Annotated in this window: 15 protein-coding genes; 8 read left to right on the forward strand and 7 right to left on the reverse strand. The window is 71.2% G+C overall.

Features of this window, described 5'->3' with window-relative positions:
• Positions 1-65 precede the first annotated feature (65 nt).
• The 4 genes from rpsD (at position 66) to AB0A95_RS20430 (ending at position 6291) form a co-directional block, all read left to right on the forward strand.
• Entirely contained in the window at positions 66-674 is a 609-nt protein-coding gene (rpsD, locus tag AB0A95_RS20415) for a 30S ribosomal protein S4 (protein ID WP_357064267.1), read from the forward strand.
• Positions 675-915: 241 nt separating this feature from the next.
• Entirely contained in the window at positions 916-4845 is a 3930-nt protein-coding gene (locus tag AB0A95_RS20420) for a ThuA domain-containing protein (protein ID WP_357557333.1), read from the forward strand.
• Between the two features lie 736 nt (positions 4846-5581).
• A complete protein-coding gene (locus AB0A95_RS20425; RefSeq protein ID WP_357557334.1) occupies positions 5582-5773 on the forward strand; it encodes a hypothetical protein in 192 nt (63 codons plus the stop codon).
• A 125-nt stretch (positions 5774-5898) separates the two neighbouring features.
• Positions 5899-6291: a hypothetical protein gene (locus tag AB0A95_RS20430; protein WP_357557335.1), complete on the forward strand. Its 393-nt coding sequence runs from the start codon at positions 5899-5901 to the stop codon at positions 6289-6291.
• 289 nt (positions 6292-6580) lie between these two features.
• Here the strand turns inward: AB0A95_RS20430 and AB0A95_RS20435 are convergent, their stop codons facing one another.
• The gene (locus tag AB0A95_RS20435; RefSeq protein ID WP_357557336.1) at positions 6581-7045 is read right to left on the reverse strand and encodes a septum formation initiator; all 465 of its coding nucleotides are present in this window, start codon (positions 7043-7045) and stop codon (positions 6581-6583) included.
• A gap of 102 nt (positions 7046-7147) precedes the next feature.
• On the opposite strand from AB0A95_RS20435, the gene AB0A95_RS20440 reads away from it, so the two are divergent.
• The 3 genes from AB0A95_RS20440 to AB0A95_RS20450 all read left to right on the forward strand — a co-directional run bounded on the left by AB0A95_RS20440 (position 7148) and on the right by AB0A95_RS20450 (position 9770).
• On the forward strand, positions 7148-7843 hold the full coding sequence (locus AB0A95_RS20440; protein ID WP_357557337.1) for a response regulator transcription factor: 696 nt from the start codon (positions 7148-7150) through the stop codon (positions 7841-7843).
• On the forward strand, positions 7840-9129 hold the full coding sequence (locus AB0A95_RS20445) for a HAMP domain-containing sensor histidine kinase (protein ID WP_357557338.1): 1290 nt from the start codon (positions 7840-7842) through the stop codon (positions 9127-9129). The genes AB0A95_RS20440 and AB0A95_RS20445 overlap by 4 nt, the downstream gene beginning before the upstream one ends.
• Before the next feature lie 86 nt (positions 9130-9215).
• On the forward strand, positions 9216-9770 hold the full coding sequence (locus AB0A95_RS20450; protein WP_357557339.1) for a DUF5872 domain-containing protein: 555 nt from the start codon (positions 9216-9218) through the stop codon (positions 9768-9770).
• Positions 9771-9848: 78 nt separating this feature from the next.
• On the opposite strand, the gene AB0A95_RS20455 is transcribed toward AB0A95_RS20450, so the two are convergent.
• From AB0A95_RS20455 to AB0A95_RS20470, 4 genes are all read right to left on the reverse strand, one after another.
• Positions 9849-10925, reverse strand: a complete 1077-nt coding sequence (locus AB0A95_RS20455; RefSeq protein ID WP_357557340.1) for a serine hydrolase domain-containing protein — start codon at positions 10923-10925, stop codon at positions 9849-9851.
• A 187-nt stretch (positions 10926-11112) separates the two neighbouring features.
• Positions 11113-14739: a methionine synthase gene (gene metH / locus AB0A95_RS20460; RefSeq protein WP_357557341.1), complete on the reverse strand. Its 3627-nt coding sequence runs from the start codon at positions 14737-14739 to the stop codon at positions 11113-11115.
• Between the two features lie 211 nt (positions 14740-14950).
• On the reverse strand, positions 14951-16318 hold the full coding sequence (locus AB0A95_RS20465) for a cytochrome P450 (protein ID WP_357557342.1): 1368 nt from the start codon (positions 16316-16318) through the stop codon (positions 14951-14953).
• Positions 16319-16353: 35 nt separating this feature from the next.
• On the reverse strand, positions 16354-16623 hold the full coding sequence (locus AB0A95_RS20470; RefSeq protein ID WP_357557343.1) for an acyl carrier protein: 270 nt from the start codon (positions 16621-16623) through the stop codon (positions 16354-16356).
• Positions 16624-16721: 98 nt separating this feature from the next.
• Between AB0A95_RS20470 and AB0A95_RS20475 the strand changes: the two genes are divergently transcribed.
• Positions 16722-18008: a type III PLP-dependent enzyme gene (locus tag AB0A95_RS20475; protein WP_357557344.1), complete on the forward strand. Its 1287-nt coding sequence runs from the start codon at positions 16722-16724 to the stop codon at positions 18006-18008.
• Here AB0A95_RS20475 and AB0A95_RS20480 read toward each other — a convergent pair.
• Together AB0A95_RS20480 and AB0A95_RS20485 are read right to left on the reverse strand one after the other, a co-directional pair.
• The gene (locus AB0A95_RS20480) at positions 17980-18711 is read right to left on the reverse strand and encodes an SUMF1/EgtB/PvdO family nonheme iron enzyme (protein WP_357557345.1); all 732 of its coding nucleotides are present in this window, start codon (positions 18709-18711) and stop codon (positions 17980-17982) included. The two genes, AB0A95_RS20475 and AB0A95_RS20480, sit on opposite strands and share 29 nt — an antisense overlap.
• On the reverse strand, positions 18708-19538 hold the full coding sequence (locus tag AB0A95_RS20485; protein WP_357557346.1) for an SUMF1/EgtB/PvdO family nonheme iron enzyme: 831 nt from the start codon (positions 19536-19538) through the stop codon (positions 18708-18710). The genes AB0A95_RS20480 and AB0A95_RS20485 overlap by 4 nt, the downstream gene beginning before the upstream one ends.
• Positions 19539-19765: the final 227 nt, after the last annotated feature.

A 19765-nucleotide genomic window follows, 5' to 3' on the forward strand; every position in this document is an offset into this window, starting at 1 on the left:
CGAGGGGTTGCTCACGGCGATCATCTCCTAATAAGGTTAGCCTTACCTTACTAGAGAGGTGACTGATGAATCAGACCCGTCCCAAGGTCAGGCGTTCCCGCGCTCTGGGCATCGCGCTGACCCCGAAGTGCGTGCGCTACTTCGAGCGTCGACCGTTCCCACCCGGGCAGCACGGCCGGGCTCGCCGCACCACCAGCGACTACAAGGTCCGGCTGCTGGAGAAGCAGCGCCTCAAGGCCCAGTACGACCTGCACGAGGGGCAGCTTCGGCGCGCGTTCGACAGGGCGGTGCGCCGGTCGGGCAAGACCGGCGAGGAGTTGATCGTCGAGCTGGAGAGCCGGTTGGACGCGCTGGTGCTGCGCGCCGGGTTCGCCCGCACCATCTACCAGGCCCGCCAGGTCGTCACCCACCAGCACGTCACGGTGAACGGCCGGCGCGTGGACCGACCGTCGGCGCGGCTGCGGCCCGGCGACGTCATCGCCGTGGCGGAACGCAGCCGGGGCAAGGCGCCGTTCGTCGTCGCGGCGGCCGGGGCGCACGCCTCGGAACGTCCGGCCCCCTATCTGGAGGTCAGCCTGTCGGGCCTGACGGCGCGGCTGACCCGCCTCCCGCAGCGGTCGGAGGTCCCGGTCGTCTGCGACGAGCAACTCGTCGTCGAGTACTACTCGCGCTGACGTCTTGCGATGGCCGCCGGGTGGGGTCCCGGTCGCGGCGGGGCCCCACGCGCGGGTCGGAAAACGGTTATCTGATCTTGCTTCGGAGAGTCGCGCCTGACCTGCGGAGATAACGCTCTCACGGATAGCGGAAGAGTGCTTGACGCGCCGGGGATCCGGCCGCAACGATGCATGCACATACCTCACTCCACCGCCCAGGCGTGATCGGCGCACGCCGTCCTCGCACCGCGAAAGGACAATCGTGCGCAGATCCCTGAGATCGTGGTTCGGCGTCGCGCTGAGCGCGATCCTCGTGGCCGGCGGCATCGTCGCCGTGCCACCCGCGGCCAGCGCCGCGCCGTTCACCGTGCTGGTGTTCAGCAAGACCGCCGGCTTCCGGCACGGCTCCATCACCCCGGGCATCACCGCCATCCAGCAGCTCGGCGCCGCCAACGGTTTCACCGTCGAGGCCACCGAGGACGCCGCCCAGTTCACCGACGCCAACCTGGACCGGTTCGCCGCGGTGATCTGGCTGTCCACCACCGGCGACGTGCTCAACGCCGCCCAGCAGGCCGCGTTCGAGCGCTACATCACCGGCGGGGGCGGCTACGTGGGCGTGCACGCCGCCTCGGACACCGAGTACGACTGGCCCTGGTACGGCGGGCTGGTCGGGGCGTACTTCGCCGCGCACCCGGCCGAGCAGACCGCCACCGTCACTGTCGCCGACCAGGCGCACCCGTCCACCGCGACGTTGCCGCAGCGGTGGAGCCGGTTCGACGAGCTGTACAACTACCGCACCAACCCCCGGGGCGCCGCGCACGTGCTGGCCACGCTTGACGAGAGCACCTACACCGGCGGGAGCATGGGCGCCGACCATCCGATCTCCTGGTGCCAGAACTACTCCGGCGGTCGAGCCTGGTACACGGGCCTCGGGCACACCGACGCGTCGTACACCGAGGCGGCCTTCCGGCAACACCTGCTCGGCGGCATCCAGACCGCCGCCGGGGCTGTCGACGCCGACTGCGGCCCCACCGTCACCAGCAGCTTCCAACAGGTGGAGCTGGCCAGGGGCGCGGCCGAGACCGGCGAGCCGATGAGCCTCACCGTCCTGCCGGACCGGGGTGTGCTGCACACCTCCCGCGACGGCGTGATCCGGCACACCGACGCCGCCGGCAACACCAAGGTCGCCGCCACCCTGCCGGTCTACACCGGGGACGAGGAGGGCCTACAGGGCATCAAGGCCGACCCGAACTTCGCCACCAACCGCTGGGTGTACGCCTACTTCGCCCCGCCACTGAGCACTCCCGGCGGCGGGGCGCCCGCCGAGGGCACACCTGCCCAGTTCGCCGTCTGGGACGGCGTCAACCGGCTGGCCCGGTTCACCGTCAACGCGGACAACACCATCAACCTGGCCAGCGAGACGCTGATCCTCAACGTGCCGACCAGCCGGGGCATGTGCTGCCACGTCGGCGGTGACATGGACTTCGACGCGGCGGGCAACCTGTACCTGTCCACCGGTGACGACACCAACCCGTTCGACTCGGCCGGCTTCACCCCGATCGACGAGCGGGCCGGGCGTAACCCGGCGTTCGACGCGCAGCGCACCTCGGCCAACAGCAACGACCTGCGCGGCAAGGTGCTCCGGATCAAGCCGAGCGCCGCCGGCGGCTACACCATTCCGGCCGGCAACATGTTCGCCCCGGGCACCGCGCGGACCCGACCGGAGGTCTACGCGATGGGGTTCCGCAACCCGTTCCGGATGAGCGTGGACAGGGCCACCGGCGTCGTCTACCTCGGTGACTACGGTCCCGACGCGGGCACCGCCGACCCGAACCGGGGACCGGCGGGCAACGTGGAGTTCGCCCGCATCGACAGGCCCGGCTTCTACGGCTGGCCGTACTGCACCGCCCGCAACGACGCCTACAACGACTACACCTTCCCGTCCGGGCCGTCCGGGGCGAAGTTCGACTGCGCCGGTGGGCCGGTGAACAACTCGCCGAACAACACAGGCATCACCCAACTGCCGCCGGCCGTCCCGGCCTGGTTGCCGTACGGCGGCTCCGGCTCGCCCCCGGAGTTCACCGGCGGCGGCCTGTCGCCGATGGGCGGCCCGGTCTACCGGTACGACCGGAACAACACCTCGCCGGTGGCGTTCCCCGAGTACTACGACGGGACCTACTTTGCCGGTGAGTTCGGTCGTCGCTGGATCAAGAACATCAAGCTCGACGCGTCCGGGCAACCACTGAAGATCAACCCGTTCCCGTGGACCGGCACCCAGGTCATGGACCTGGAGTTCGGGCCGGACGGTGCGCTCTACGTGCTCGACTACGGCACCGGCTGGTTCAACGGCGACGCCAACTCGGCGCTCTACCGCATCGAGTACGCCCGCGAGGGCCGCGCGCCAGTCGCCAAGGTGTCGGCCACGCCGACAAGTGGCACCGCGCCGCTGACGGTGGCCTTCTCCTCGGCCGGCACCCTGGACCCGGACGGTGACCCGTTCACCTACGCCTGGGACTTCGACAACAACGGCACCACCGACTCGACAGCCGCGAACCCGAGCTTCACGTACACCACGAACGGGACCCGCAGCCCCACGCTGACGGTCCGGGACTCCACCGGCAAGACGGCCACCGCGAGCCTTGTCGTCACCGTCGGCAACAGTGCCCCCGTCGTCACCGTGAACACGCCGTTGAACGGGCAGACCTTCACCTTCGGGGACGCGGTGCCGTTCAGCGTGACAGTCACCGACGCCCAGGACGGTGCGATCAACTGCGCCCGGGTCAAGGTGAACTACGTCCTCGGTCACGACTCGCACGGCCACCAACTCGGCAGCGCGCAGGGCTGCACCGGGGTCATCCAGACCTCGGCCGACGGTGAGCACGACACGGCGGCGAACATCTTCGGCATCATCGACGCCGAGTACACCGACCTGGGCGGCGGCGGCCAACCGGCGCTGACCACGCACACCCAGGCGGTCCTGCAACCGCGGGTCCGTCAGGCCGAGCACTTCGGCGACTCGTCAGGCGTCCAGATCGTCGCCGGAGCGGCCGGGCACGGCGGCGCGGCGGTCGGCTACATCGACAACAACGACTGGATCTCGTTCCGCCCGTACAACCTGACCGGCGTCCAGTCGTTCAGCGCCCGCGTCGGCGCACCGGCCGGCGGGGGAGGCACCGTCGAACTGCGCGTCGACTCACCCACCGGGCCGCTCGTCGGCTCGGCCACCGTCGTGCCCACCGGCGGGTACGCCAGTTTCGCCACGGTCACCGGCGGGGTCACCGCACCCACCGGCACCCGGACCCTGTTCCTGGTCTTCAAGGGCGCCGGCCCGTGGTTCGACATCGACGAGTTCACCCTCTCCGGCAGCCCCGGCGGACCCGGCCCGGACCCGGACCCGGACCCGGGTGCCAACCTGGCGCGCGGCAAGCCGGCCCGCGCGTCAAGTTTCGAGGGGGCCTACACCCCGGCGAACGCGTTCGACGGCGCGAGCGGCACCCGCTGGGGCAGCGCGTTCAGCGATCCGCAGTGGATCGACGTGGACCTGGGTGCGTCGTACGCCATCAACCGGGTCAAGCTGACCTGGGAGGCGGCGTACGGCAGCGGCTACCAGATCCAGACCTCACCGGACGGTGTCACCTTCACCACGATCCGGACGGTGACCGGCGGCGACGGCGGCGTGGACGACCTGACCGGGCTGACCGGCACCGGCCGCTACATCCGGCTGCTCGGCACCACCCGGGGCACCGCCTGGGGCTACTCGCTGTTCGAGTTCGAGGTGTACGGCGGCACCGGGAGCCCGACCGGCGGCAACCTGCTGTTGAACAAGCCCACCTCGACGTCGAGCGCCGAGGGCGCGGACGTGTCCGGTGCCCAGGCGGTCGACGGCAGCCTCACCACCCGCTGGTCGAGCACGTTCGCCGACCCGCAGTGGATCCGGGTGGACCTCGGCAACGCCACCGCCATCGGCCGGGTCAAGCTGAGCTGGGAGGCGGCGTACAGCAGCGCGTACCAGATCCAGACCTCGAACGACGGCACCACCTGGACCACCGCCAAGACGGTGACCGGGGCCGACGGCGGCGTGGACGAGCACACCGGGCTCGCCGCCAACGGTCGCTACCTGCGGATCTACGGCACCGCCCGGGGCACCGGATACGGCCATTCGCTCTGGGAGGTGGAGGCGTACACCAGCTGAACCACCACCTGAGTCCGCCCCCACCCTCGATCGGGCGGTGGGGGCGGACTCCCCTCGATCACGTGCTGCCCAGTAGTTCAGATGGCCTCCTGACAACTACTTCTCCACACCGTTGCGTTAGGGCTGTAGCCGGCGGGTCAACCCGGGACAGGAAGTGCCCGATCGGGGAGCGGGTGGGGCCCGGCTTGGCGATCATGGAGTTGTGGTGCCGACTTTGGGGTTTTACGGGCGTTCTGTCACCCACCACAACTCCATGATCGGCGAGGCAGTGCTTGTCGACGAACAGCCGTTCCATCTATCGCAACGGCGTTGAACTACTTCTCATCACCTGATCATGGTGCGGCCCCGCGCGTGGTCGGCCCCGGTAGGCGGCTGGTCTTCAACCGGTCACCGGCCCACCGCAGCTCCGTGCAACCGTCCGGCCGGCCGCGCCGGCACGATCCGTGCGCCTGGTGCTGCGCGACGGTCTGCCGGGCCAGCATCGGTACCCACACTGACCGGGGCAGCTCCCGTTCGATCACCCGCGGTGCGCCTTGAGTGTGTCCCGCGCCCAAGTCGACATCTCGCACCCGTCGTCCCGGCACTGCGCGCGGCGGCTCGGTGACTCGTGATGCTGGGTGATCACCCGTTGCGCAGTCCAGATGACCAGCGCTGACGTTACGGGTCCGTCGTCCATGGCCACGGCTCCACCTCAAGGAACAGGCAGGTCCGGCCACCGATCCATGAAGTGAGACTCGTGGCGCTCTCCGACATCGCGGACATGCTCGGCGGCGTGTCGCGCACCCGTGCCACCGAGATCACGAACCGTGCCACCTTCCCTGCACCCATCGACACGGTGGCCAGCGGCAAGGTGCGGGTCTGGGACCGTGCCGACGTAGAACAATGGATCAAGAAGCACCGGCCACACCAGGCGCGCGACGAAAGCTGAAACGGCCCGCACCCTGGCAGGGGTCCGGCCTTCCGTTGTGCCGCTGACCCCTTCTCCACCATGTCCGTGGGCCGGTCGCAGATGTAGGACAGGCTCAGTGAAGGTGATGCCGTACCGTCGCCGAGGTGGGTCTGCTGTTGGTGCTGCGCCCTCCGCAGCCGCGTCCGAAGAGCCTGCGTCGTGCTACCCGGACGCAGCGGCGTGAACGCCACCGTGCTGACGCCGAAGAGTGGGCCAATGCGGAGGAATGCGGCTTGCTGCTCGACGTGCCCGTGGAGGAGCTACTGCCGTTGATGAACGCGGCCGGGGGGAACCGACTGCCGATTTTGGGCCAGCTGGACCCATGGTCAGATGGCGTACTCAGTCGTGAGGATCTGCCGCAGCTCGACGTCGAAGTCGACCGTCTCGAGGCGACGGCAGATGACGACATGGAACGTGGGCTGGTGGCGGCGCTACGGGCACTGCTGGCGCGGTGGCGCGACGAGCCGGGCCTGATGCTCCACTGGTACGGCGACTGATTCCGTTCGACGGCCCGCCAGCGGTCAACACAAGGGGCGTCGTCGCGCACGCCGGTCCCGATGGCGATGAGGTCTGTCGTGCATCGGGCTGTCCGCACCTGGGTTAAGAGGGCGGCACCGTGCCCGGACCTAGGTCCGGGCCTGCCTTCGGGACTTGCCTCCGGCAGCCCGAAAGGCGTCGAGCAGGGGAGCAGTCCCGGGACAGGTACCTCCAGGGCGGACAACCGGACGCAATCACGGCCTACGCCTCGGTGGTAGGCGTAGAAACCCCTCACGTCGTACACCTGGCTTAGTCGTCGGCGACGGCCACCGGCTCCGAGCCGATGCAGCGCACCTTCAACTCGTACTGGCGGGTCGGCCCCGCGAACGTGACCTCGACGTCGTCGTCCGGGCCCCGGTCCACGTCCCGGACCCGGTAGCCCTGCGCGGGCGCCCAGGAGACGAGGCGTACACCGTCGGGGCCGCACTCGGCCACGGCCGTGCCGCCGTCGGTGGCGAACCCCCGACGGACGCCGGGGCTGGCGCTCGGTACGGTGCCGGTCGTGCCCGGATCGGCCGAGCCGGTGCCCGTCGCGGCGGTCGGCACCGGCTCCGGCGAGGCGAGCGCCCGTTCGATCTCCGCCGCGCTGCGCACCCCGCCCGGAGTGCCGGTGATGCTCTCCCCGACGAGTTGGATCGCGCCCAACCCGATCAGGGTGGCCACGGCGACAGTGGCCACCCACCCGGCGGCGACGAGAATCGAACGACGGCCCATGCGCTGACTATCCCCGATCCGTCCTTGTCGTTGGCACATCCGGACGCTAAGGCATGGTTAACGTGCGCCTGGCCGCCGGCGGTAGCGGTTAACCTGCCAGCTGTGGCCCGCCTTCTGCTCATCGAGGACGACCTGACGATCCGTACGCCGCTGATCCGGGCGTTGCGGGAACGCGGGCACGCGGTGGCTGCCGCCTCGACCGCGATGGCCGGTCTCCGCGACGCCCTGGAGGACCGGCCCGACCTCGTCGTGCTCGACCTGGGCCTGCCCGACCTGGACGGCCGCGAGCTGCTGCGGATGCTGCGCGCGGTCAGCTCGGTGCCGGTCATCGTGGCTACCGCCCGCGACGACGAGGCGGAGATCGTCCGGGTGCTCGACGCGGGCGCCGACGACTACCTGGTCAAGCCGTTCACCGCCGCGCAGCTCGACGCCCGCGCCCGGGCGGTGCTGCGCCGGGGCCCGGCCGGCGCGGACGGGCAGGACCCGTCGCTCGTCGTGGGCGGGCTGCGCGTCGACCCCCGGTCCCGGCAGGTCACCCTGGACGGAACGGTTGTCGAGTTGACGCCGCGCGAGTTCGACCTGCTGCACCACCTGGCCGGCCGTCCCGGCCAGGTGGTGACCAAACGGGAACTGCTCACCGAGGTCTGGCAGATCCCGTACGGCGGCGCCGACAAGACCGTCGACGTGCACCTGTCCTGGCTGCGCCGCAAGCTGGGGGAGAACGCCCAACAGCCGCGCTACCTGCACACGGTGCGCGGGGTCGGTGTGCGTCTCGAGGCACCGGCGGCGCAGCCGTGAGGGTCCGGCTCGCGCTGCTCGTCGCCGCGGTCAGCGTGCTCACCCTCATCGCCTTCCTGGTGCCGCTGGCGTTGCTGGTCCGCACCGTCGCGGAGGACCGGGCCACCGTCGCGGCCACCGCCGACGCGCAGAGCCTGGTGCCGGTGGTCGGCACCGCCGACGGGGCGACGATCCGGCTCACCGTCGAGCAACTCGCGGCGGAATCCGGGCGACCGGTGAGTGTCTTCCTGCCGGACGGGTCGGTGCTCGGCGCGCAGACCCCCCGTACGCCGGCGGTGGCCCTGGCCGCGCGCGGGCAGAGCCTCACCGGGGAGTCGGCGGCCGGCCGGGAGGTGGTGATCGCCGTGCAGGGCCGGGCGGACGGGACCGGGGTGATCCGGATCGTGGTGCCGCGCGACGAGCTGACCGCCGGGGTCACCCGGGCCTGGTTGGTGCTGGCCCTGCTCGGTGTGCTGCTGGTGCTGATCGGGCTTTTGGTGGCCGACCGGCTGGCCCGCACCCTGGTCCGGCCGATCAGCGACCTCTCCGCTGTGTCGCACCGGCTGGCCAACGCGGAGCTGGACGCCCGGGTCACCCCGGCCGGCCCGGCCGAGTTGCGCGAGGTGGCCGGTGCGCTCAACCACCTCGCCACCCGCATCCAGGTGCTCCTGGTGCAGGAACGCGAACAGGTCGCCGACCTGTCGCACCGGTTGCGTACCCCGTTGACGGCGTTGCGGCTGGAGGCGGAGTCGCTGCGCGACCCGGAGGACGCCGCCCGGATCACCGCCGCTGCCGACGGTCTCGAACGCGCGGTCACCGGGCTGATCCGGCAGGCCCGGTGGCGTCACTCACCGACAACGCGCCCGGCCGCCTCGGACGCGGCGGCGATCGTGGCCGACCGGGTCGCGTTCTGGTCGGTGCTGGCCGAGGACACCGGCCGGGCCGTCACCCTCGACCTGGTTCCCGGCCCGCTGCCGGTGGGTGTGCCCGCCGACGACCTGGCGGCGGCCGTGGACGCCCTGCTCGGTAACGTCTTCGCGCACACCCCGGACGGGACTCCGTTCGCCGTCCACCTCGGCCGCGACGCGGGAGAGGTCGTCCTCACCGTCGCCGACGAGGGGCCGGGGATGCCGGTCGGGGCGGTCCGGCGGGGCGCCAGCGCGGCCGGGTCGACGGGCCTCGGCCTGGACATCGCCCGACGCGCCGCGCAGGCCGGCGGCGGTCGCCTGGAGCTGGGCGCCGGGCCGACGGGCGGGGCGCGGGTGCTGCTGCGACTCGGCCCTGCGGCGTCGCGGCGGGAGGCATAGGCGCTGCGGCGTCGCGGCGGGAGGCATAGGCGCTGCGGCGTCGCGGCGGGAGGCATAGGCGCTGCGGCGTCGGGTAGCTGCCAGCTATGGCGCGGTATACGAAACCCGAGCTCAGAGAGCAGATCAAGGAAGAGATCAAGGCCTCCGACAAGGGCGGCCGGCCGGGGCAGTGGTCGGCGCGCAAGTCGCAGCTTGTCACTCAGGAGTACAAGAAGCGCGGCGGGGGATTCCTGGGCGAAAAGGACGAGCGGCAGAAGTCGCTCCAGCGCTGGGGCAACGAGAAGTGGCAGACGAAGGAGGGCGACACCCGCGCCCGCAAGGGCGACACGACGAGTCGTTACCTGCCCAAGAAGGCGTGGGACGAGATGTCGGACAGTCAGAAGCGCGCGACCGACACCAAGAAGCGCGAAGCGTCCCGGTCCGGCAGGCAGTACGTCGCCAACACCGGGCCGGCGAAACGGGCGCGGCGAGACGCCACCACCGCCGGGCGGATGTCGGAGATGTCGGTAGCCGAGGCCGCCAAGCTGGTCCGTGGGCTCGACACGCGGCAACTCCGCACCGCGTTGCGCAACGAGCACGCCGGCAAGGACCGCAAGACGCTCGTCCAGCGGCTCGAAGCCGAACTCAACCGGCGCGGGTGACAGTGCCCGATCGTGGTGGCGATGCCCCGCAGCCACGTCGGCCCGGACTGGCCCGCCGGACACCGTCCACCCCGGCGGTCAGCTGATCCCCAGGTCGGCGTAGACCGCCTCGACGAGGGCGTGCCGGCGGGTGACAGTCGGCACGTCCGCCAGCCGGCCGTTCCAGTACATCGCCATGACGACCTCGGCGGCGGGGTCCACCACCAGACTGGAGGTGTTGCCGCCCGCGTGGCCGTACGCACGGAACGAGCAGGCCCGACCCAGCAGGTGGGGCAGGGTCATGAAACCCAGCCCGTACGCGAAGTCGCTGTCCGACAGGACGCTGCGTACCGTGCCGGGCCAGTGTGTGGCCGTCAACGCCTCGATTGTCGACCGCCGGGCGATCTCGGTGCCGTCGGCGGCGCGACCGGTGAGCAGCGCCTCGCCGACGGACCGCAGGTCGCGCATGGCGCCCCAGATCCCGGTGCCCGGCAGGGGCAGCCGGGCCGCCATGTGCATCTTTTCCAGCCCGACGGTCTCCTCGGGCGGTGCGACCGGCGCGACCGGTGGGGCCGCGTCGCCGTCGAGCCCGAGGGTCGGTGCGATGCCGAGCAGCGAGAACATGGACCGGTAGCTGTCTCCCGCCTCGGTCCCGGCGATGGTGGTGAGCAGTCGGTCCAGGACGAACCAGTTCGTGATCGGGTTGTAGCTCATCGACGTGCCCGGTCGCTGCTGGGGCTCGGCCGCGCAGACGACCATCCAGATCAGTGCCTGCACCTGGTCCCACTCCGGCATCTCCTGGCCGTCAGTGTCCAGGGTGAGCATGGGGTCCGGCACGCCGGTGGTGTGGGTCAGCAGGTCCCGCACGCGCACGGTCTCCTTGCCGCCCTCGCCGTACTCGGGCAGGTGGTCGGCCACCCGGTCGTCGAGGCCGAGGTGGCCGCTCTCCCACGCGCGGGCGAAGGCCAGCGCGCCGATCGGCTTCGACGAACAGGTCCACGGCACCGGGGTCTCGGGAGTGATCGGTGCGCCCAGCCCGTTGTCACCGACGGCGATCTCGTGACGGACGCCGGCATGGGAGATCGACAACTGGACGCCGGTCTCGATGCCGTCGGCGATCTCCTTGTCGACCAGGGTGCGAAGGCGAGGAAACGAATCGAGCGCGTCGTCGGACACGACAATCCCTTCGAGCGGAGGTGACGGTCGACGTGATGACATCCACGTCGCCGGATGTCTCAGTCTAGGCGCAATCACCCGTCCGGCGTTGTCCACAATGAACCGGCAATCGACGGCAATCCGTCTCTCGGCCGTGGGTGTGGCGCGCGCCCACAAGCCGCCGGAGCCGGCTCGTCGTCGTGCCGGTTCACTCCGGCTCGTAGGCGAGGTTCGGCCGCAGCCACTGTTCGACCTCGGCGCGGTCCACGCCCCGCCGGGCTGCGTAGTCGTCGACCTGGTCCCGGTCGATGCGGCCGACGGTGAAGTACCGGGACGAGGGATGGGCGAAGATCAGCCCACTGACGCTGGCGGCCGGCATCATCGCGCAGGATTCGGTCAGTTCGATACCGAGTTCGCCCGCCCCGAGGAGCCGGAAGAGATCCCGCTTCTCGCTGTGGTCCGGGCTGGCCGGGTAACCCAGGGCGGGCCGGATGCCGCGGAACCGCTCGGCGTGCAGGTCCTCGAGAAGCGGCTCCGCGTCCGGTTCGAACCAGTCCCGCCGGGCCGTCAGGTGGATGTGCTCGGCGAACGCCTCGGCGAGCCGGTCGGCGATCGCCTTGACCATGATGGCGCGGTAGTCGTCGTTCTCCTGCTCGTAGCGGGCGGCGAGCTTCTCGGCGCCGTGGATGGCGACGGCGAAGCCACCGAGATGGTCGCCGGCGGGTGCGACGTAGTCGGCGAGGCACCGGTTGGCACGACCGGTCGGCTTCACGGTCTGCTGGCGCAGCATCGGCAGCCGTGCGGCCGGGTCCTCGATGACGATGTCGTCGCCCTCGGCGTGGGCCGGCCAGAGGCCGTACACGCCCCGAGCCCGCAGCAGTCCCTCGGCGATGATCTGGTCGAGCAGGGTGTTGGCGTCGTCGTAGAGCTCCCGCGCCACCGGCTGCTCCAGGATCGCCGGGAACTTGCCCTTGAGCTCCCAGGCGAGGAAGAGGAACTGCCAGTCGATCATCGCCCGCAGCGTGGTCAGATCCGGCTCGACGGTGCGGACGCCGGTGAACGCGGGTACGGGCAGGTCGTCGAAGGACACCCGCTCCCGGTTCTCCCGGGCCCGCGGCAGGGTCAGCAGCGGCTGGCGGCGCGTGGCGTGCTGCTCACGAAGCCGCTCCTGTTCGGATTCGTTGCTCGACGCGAGCTGCCCGGCGCGGACCGGGTCGAGCAGGTCCGACACGACCCCGATGACCCGCGACGCGTCGAGCACGTGCACCGCCGTCGCGTCGTAGGCCGGTGCGATCCGGACGGCGGTGTGCTGCCGGGACGTGGTGGCTCCGCCGATCAGCAGCGGAAGCTTCAAGCCCCGACGCTGCATCTCGCCGGCGACGTTGACCATTTCGTCAAGCGACGGGGTGATCAACCCGGACAGGCCCACCACGTCGGCGCCCTCCGCCTCGGCGGTGTCCAGGATCTTCGCGGCGGGCACCATCACCCCGAGGTCGATCACGTCGTAGTTGTTGCAGCCCAGCACGACGCCCACGATGTTCTTGCCGATGTCGTGCACGTCGCCCTTCACCGTGGCCAGCACGACCCGGCCCCGACTCCGACCGGCCGAGATGCGCCCCTCGCGCTCGGCCTCCTCGCGTTCCCGCTGTAGGTGCGGCTCCAGGAACGCGACGGCCCGCTTCATCACGCGGGCACTCTTGACCACCTGGGGCAGGAACATCCGGCCCGAACCGAACAGGTCGCCGACCGTCCGCATCCCGTCCATCAGTGGACCCTCGATGACGTCGAGCGGGCGGCCCAGCGCCTGTAGCGCCTCCTCGGTGTCGGCCTCGACGAAGTCGACGATGCCGTGCACCAGCGCGTGCTCCAGCCGGGCCGCCACCGGCGCGTCCCGCCAGCCCAGGTCGACCTCGCGCCGGGCGCCGGAACCGCTGACCGTGGCCGCGAAGGAGACCAGCCGGTCGGTGGCGTCCGGACGGCGGTCGAACAGCACGTCCTCGACCAGGGTGAGCAGGTCGCTCGGGATGTTCTCGTAGACCGCGAGTTGACCGGCGTTGACAATGCCCATGTCCAGCCCGGCGCGGACGGCGTGGACGAGGAACGCCGAGTGCATCGCCTCGCGGACCACGTCGTTGCCCCGGAACGCGAACGACAGGTTCGAGATGCCGCCGCTGATCCGCGCGCCCGGACAGCGTTGCTTGATGAGCGGAAGCGCGCCGATGAAGGCCTTCGCGTACCCGTTGTGCTCGGGGATGCCGGTGGCCACCGCCAGGACGTTCGGGTCGAAGATGATGTCCTCCGGCACGAACCCCGCCTCGTTCACCAGCAGGTCGTACGCCCGTCCGCAGATCTCGACCTTCCGCTCGGTGGTTTCGGCCTGCCCCTGCTCGTCGAAGGCCATCACCACCACACCGGCGCCGTGCTCGCGGATGAACCGGGCCTGTTCGAGGAAGACCTCCGGCCCCTCCTTGAGGCTGATGGAGTTGACCACCCCCTTGCCCTGCACGCAGGTCAGGCCGGCCGCCAGCACACTCCACCGGGAGCTGTCGATCATCACCGGGATCCGGGCCACCTCGGGCTCGGTGGCGATCAGGTTGAGGAAGGTGGTCATCGCCCGCTCGCTGTCGAGCAGATCGGCGTCCATGTTGACGTCGAGCAGGTTCGCCCCACCGCGTACCTGCTCCAGCGCCACGTCCACCGCGCCCTGGTAGTCGTCCGCCTCGATCAGCCGGCGGAATCGCGCCGACCCGGTGACGTTGGTCCGCTCGCCGATCATCACGAACCCGGTGTCCGGGCCGATCGCGAACGGCTCCAGGCCGCTGAACCGGGTGGCCGGCGTGCTCGTCGGCGGCTTGCGCGGGTCGAGCCCGTCGACGACCTCGGCGACCGCCGCGATGTGCGCCGGCGAGGTGCCGCAGCAGCCGCCGATGATGTTGACCATGCCGGAGCGGGCGAACTCGCCGAGCAGGTCGGCGGTCTGCTCCGGGGTCTGGTCGTAGCCGCCGAAGGCGTTCGGCAGGCCGGCATTGGGGTGGCAGGCGACGAACGTGTCGGCGAGCCGGGCCAACTCCGCGACGTGCGGCCGCATCTCGGCCGCGCCGAGCGAACAGTTGACGCCGACCACCAGCGGCTGCGCACGTTCGATCGACCGCCAGAACGCCTCCACGGTCTGGCCCGACAGCGTCCGGCCGCTCAGGTCGACGATGGTGACCGAGATCCACAGCGGCAGGTGCGGCGCCGCCTCACGGGCCGCGGCGAGGGCTGCCTTGGCGTTCAGCGTGTCGAAGATGGTCTCGATCAACAACAGGTCCACGCCGCCCTCGGCGAGCGCGGCGATCTGTTCCGCGTACGCGTCCTTGACCTGCTCGAAGGTGACCGCCCGGTAGGCGGGGTCGTCGACCCGCGGCGACAGCGACAGGGTCACGTTCATCGGCCCCACCGAGCCGGCCACGAACCGCCCGCCGACCTCGTCCGCCGCCTGCCGGGCCAACTGCGCGGCGCGCAGGTTCATGTCCCGGACGTAGTTCTCCAGGCCGTAGTCGGCCTGACTGATCCGGGTCGCGGTGAAGGTGTTCGTGCTGGTGATGTCGGCGCCCGCCGCAAGATACCGGCGGTGCCCGTCCAGCACCACGTCCGGACGGGTGAGGCTGAGCAGGTCGGGGTCCCCCGTCACGTCCCGCGGGTGGTCGGCGAGCAGGTCGCCCCGGTAGTCGGCGGGGGTGAGGCCGGCATCCTGGAGCATCGTGCCCCAGGCGCCGTCCAGCACCAGGACCCGCTGCGCCATCAGGTCGCGAAGGGCCGGGGCAACGCTCTCACGGACGGACGACTGACTCATGAGACACCTCAGCTAGTCGGATGACTCCCGCGTACGGAGTCGGGTCTACCGGCGGGTGGCATGGTTGCCGACCCGGCATCGGATGGCCGCAGCCCCGGATGTCGCTTCGTCGCGACCACAGGCGATCTACGGATTTTATCCGGACCGTCGCCTCGTCGGCGGCGAAGGCGCTCCGCGTCCACGGACCGGTAGGTCTCGGGCGCCCGAGGGGTCAGCCTCTGGCGCAGTCTACGCCGCGCACCCGCACCGGAACGCCTCCACGGGGCCACATGGTGGCCACGCCGGTGGGTTGGACCGGCGGCCCGACGAGCGACAAATCGGTGCGACGGGCGAGTTCGGCGATCAGCGCCCGCAACTCCAGCTCGGCGAACGCCCAGCCGATGCACTTGCGGTAGCCGCCCCCGAAGGGGACGAAGCTGAACGGGGTCGGCTCGCGGTGGTCCGGCGCGTCACGATCCCACCTTTCGGGACGGAAGGTCAGTGGGTCCGTCCAGTGCCGGGCGAGCCGGTGGGTCACGTACTGGGAGTAGAGGACCTTGCTGCCGGCCGGGATCAGTTCCCCGGCGAACTCGAAGTCCTCGATGGTGCTGCGTCCGGTCAGCACGCCGGGGGTGTAGAGACGCAGGATCTCCGACACCGTCCAGCCCACGTAGGTCATCTGACCCAGCAGGTCGGCGGTGAGCGGCTCGTCGCCGGCGACCCGGGCCACCTCGGCGCGGACCCGGTCGTACGCCTCCTGGTGGCTGAGGAGGGCGTAGACCGCCCAGCCCGCGGCGGAACTGCTGGAGTCGTACCCGGAGGCGATCAGGCTGATCACCTGGTCGCGGATCTCCAGGTCGGCGAGCTGGTCCCCGTCGGCGGACGCGGCGAGCAGCGCGTCGAGGACATCGCCCCGGTCGTCCGGCTCGGCACGCCGCTTGGCGATCTCCGCCCGGACGAGTTCGTCGACCCGCCCCCGGGCGGCCATTGCCCGGCGGTACGCGGTGCCGGGCAGGTCGTGGTCGAAGCGGAGGAACGGTGAGCGGTTGATGTAGCGCAGCGCTGTCTCGAGCTCCCGGCCGATCTGGTCGGTGTGGGCCTGGAGGCGGTCACCGAAGAGCGACCGGATCGCGATCCGCCGGATGCACGACCGTACGGCGTCGAAGGCGTTCACAGTGCCGCCCACCGGCCAGCTTTCGATCATGCGATGGATCTCGTCGACCATGACCGGGACGTAACCCTCGATCCGTCGGCGGACGAAGGCCGGCCGCACCAGGGCACGCCGCCGCCGGTGATCCTCGCCGTCGCTGACCACCATGGCCCGGGCGCCGACCACCGGGATCAGCAGGCTGAGCACGTCCCGGGAGAGGAAGCGTGGACGGGCCGGATTGTCGGTCAGCAGTAGTTGGTTGGCCTCGGCGCCGAACAGCATCACGTAACGCTGCGACCCGAACCCGAACGCGCACACCGGCCCGTAGCGCTCGTGCAGGTCCAGCAGTGCGTCGTAGGGGCGCCCCAGGAGACCGCGGGTGTAGCGCAGATGACCCGCTCCGGTCGGCCCCGGCAGGCGCCGACGGCGACGATCGGTAGAGACGGACACGTCTCCCTTTCCTCTCCCCGTGCCCGCGCAGGTCGCTACGCGGGCCGGACCATCGAGCTGACGACCGATTCGAGGGCAGCGAAAGTGGCAAATGTCTCACGAACGAGGAGGTCGGCGGGGAATTCCGCGCCGAATGTCTCCTCGATATCGATCACCAAGTCGATCGCCGACAGCGAATCGAGCCCCAGGTCGGGCAGGGGGACCGTGGTCCAGTCCACGTCGTCGGGAGCCTTGCGTAAATGGTTGGAGACCACCGCGCGCAGTCGGTCGTGGATTGCCGCCCCCGTAGCCTGCACGTCGCTCATGAGCTCCCGCATTTTGTCTCGGTCACCGGCCGGAAGAATTGCCGCGCGGCCCGAACTCCGTCGTTCCGGCTTACCAACTCGCGGTTACAGTAACGCACGTGAGCGAGCCTCTGGAAGACCCGCGGCCGTCGATCGACCAATCGTCGGATTCACTTCTGCGACGCCTCGCGGCGGAGCTGTCGACCCCGCTCCTCGTGCACGACCGCGCCGTGCTGCGTCAGCGCGCCGGTGCCCTGCGCCGGGTGCTGCCGCCCGACGCCGTCCTGCTCTACTCGCTCAAGGCCAACCCGCTCCCACCGGTCGTCGCGGCGCTCCAGGCCGCGGGCTGCGGCAGCGAGGTCTCCTCGCCCGGTGAACTCGCCGTGGCGCTGGGCACCGGTGTGCCGCCCGGCCCGGTCCTCTACACCGGCCCCGGCAAGTCCGTCACCGAGCTGCGGGCCGCGGTGGACACCGGGGCCATCCTGTCCTGCGAGTCGGCGGCGGAGGTGGTCCGGCTCCGCGAGGCAGTGCGCCCGCACCGGGCCGATCCGCTGCGGGTCGTGGTCCGCGTGCAGCCGCCGAGCCGTCCCACCGCCGGTCTGTCCATGGCGGACGGCCGACAGTTCGGATTCCTGCTGGACGAGGCCGTCGAGTTCTGCCGGCGGCCCGGAACGGGAGTCGAGGTGCTCGGCTTCCACTGCTACCTCGGCTCCCAGCTCCCCACTCCCGACGACCTGCTCACCGCGTTCGCGCACGTGGTCGACGTGGTCGGCACGATCTCCGCGGCGTCCGGCGTGCGACCCCGCGTCGTCGACGTCGGAGGCGGCTTCCCCTGGCCGTACGCGGCGCCCGGCGCGGGACCCGACCTGAGTCCCCTCGCCACGGGCCTGCCCGCGGTGCTGGCCCCGTTGACCTCCGCCGGCGCCGAGGTCTGGTTCGAGTCCGGCCGCGCTCTGGTCGCGGCGGCCGGTCGGCTGCTCACCACGGTGCGCGACGTCAAGCAGCGATCGGGGACCACGGTCGTGGTGGTGGACGCGGGGGTCAACGTGCTGGGCGGCATGTCCGGACTGGGCCGGGTGCTGCGGCCCAGCACCCGGCTGCGCAACCTGTCCCATCCGGACGGCGAGACGGTCACCGTGGACGTCGTGGGGCCACTGTGCACCCCGCTCGACCGGCTCGCCGTGAACTCGACTGTCGCCACCCCACGGATCGGCGACCTGCTCTGCGTCGACAACGCCGGAGCGTACGCGACGACCGCCGCGCTGCCGGCCTTCCTCTCCCGGCCGGCCGCGGTCGAGGTGGTCGTCGACGGCGATGACGTGGTCGAGGCGTGGAAACTGGCGAGCGGCCACCTGCCGGTCGGGCTCCCCGCGAGGCTCAGCGCGGAGCCGGCCCGGGGGAGCTGACCACCCGGAAGCCGATGTACGGCACCACGCTCAGCTCGTCAGCGGTGAAGATGGTGGCGTTGTCGAAGCTCTCCGGGTTGCGCACGGTGAAGGCGCCGCCCTTGATGACGCGCGAGCCGAGGGTCTCCGGCTCCGGGCCGCCCGGGGTGGCCAGCCGGTCCTGGCACCACTCGAAGACGTTGCCGGTCATGTCGTGCAGGCCGAAACCGTTGGCGGGCGTACGGCCGACCGGCCGTGGGCCCGTCACCGGCGGCGCGTACACCGGCCTGTCGAACTCGTTGCCGAGTGCCCAGCGCAAGCCGTCGGGCCCACCGGCGGCGTGCCGCCACTCGGCCTCCTCGGGCAGCCGGCACGGTACGCCGAGGCGGGTGGTGAGCCACCGGCAGTAGGTGGTCGCCCCGTGCCAGGTGACCCAGGTGACCGGCAGGTCACCGAGGTCCGGATCGAACTCGACGGTGCCGGCCGGGGTCGTCCGCAGACCCGTGCCGGCCGTCGCGGGCAGGCCGTGCAGCAGCGGCGCGGGAGACCTGTCCAGCCCCAGGTCGACGAGGTGGTGCCAGTACTGGCGGACGGTCGTGGGCGTGACGGCCAGCCGGAAGCCGGCCACGGGGGCGGCGCCGTCGGGTCGTACCCCGGTCGGGGGCACGTCGACGAAGGTCGGCGTGACGGCGGCGGCGATGGTGTCGGACTCGTCGACCGTCATCGCGACCGGGCCACCCGGAATCCGTAGACCTCGCACTTCGTGTCCTCGTACGCCGCCATCCGGGTCGCCGGACCGACCTCCGCCGCCTCGTCGACGAACGAGCCACCCCGCACCACGCGGAACGACCCCTTCGCCACGCCCGTCGGATTGTGCCGGGGCTCGGAGGAGTACGGGCCGTAGCGGTCGTGGCACCACTCCCGGACGTTGCCGAGCATCCCGTACAGACCCGCGGCGTCGGCGGGCAGGCCGGCCACCGGCACCGGCGCCGGATGTCCCGGCAGGAAGTTGCCGGCGTACGTCTGCCCCGCCCGCAGCTTCCGGCAGGCCGGGCCGGCGTCGGCGGTGTTGGCGGCGTCGCCCGGTGCGACGACCTCCTCGGGATGCCCGTCCCGGCAGGCGGCCTCCCACTCCGCCTCGGTGGGCAGCCGGTAGCCGTCGGCATCGAGGTCGGCCGCCCGCGCGGACAGGTCGTACACCGCCCGACGGCCCTCGATCCCGGACAGCCAGTTGCAGTAGGCCGCCGCACCCCAGTAGCTGATCTGGATCATGGGAAAGTCGGCGCAGCCCGGTCGAAGCTCGAAGCCACCGGCACGGTGCACGACAAAGCACGGGTCGATGCAGTCGATGTCCAGGTGGCCGACGTCGCCGGGACGGTCGCGCAGGAACGCGTGGAAGTCTCCCGCGCTGACGCACCTGTCGCCCAGCTCGTACGCCTCGAGATGGACCTCGTGCTGTGGCTGCTCCCGCGAGGTCAGGGCGGCCGAGCCCACCACCAGACTCCGGGCGGGAAAGGCCGTCATCGTGAAGTTCCGCAGGTCGGTAAGCATGCTGGCACCTCGGTCGGTGAGCCGCCCGGGTGGACGGTCCGGACGGGATCACGGCGCTACCGGATGGACGGTAGCGCCGATCGGCATCGGTCGGCAACGCGTCGGAGGGTCGTGGGTCGCCACGGACATCCCCCCGGACGCAGGTCGTCCCTGCTCATGCCCGTCGATGCCGGTCCGGCCCGCCGCCGGGCACCGGGAGTGTTTGCCAGATGGCGGACAGAGGCCTT

This window comes from Micromonospora sp. NPDC049230 (assembly GCF_040647875.1).
In the GTDB taxonomy this organism is placed as follows: Bacteria; Actinomycetota; Actinomycetes; order Mycobacteriales; family Micromonosporaceae; genus Micromonospora.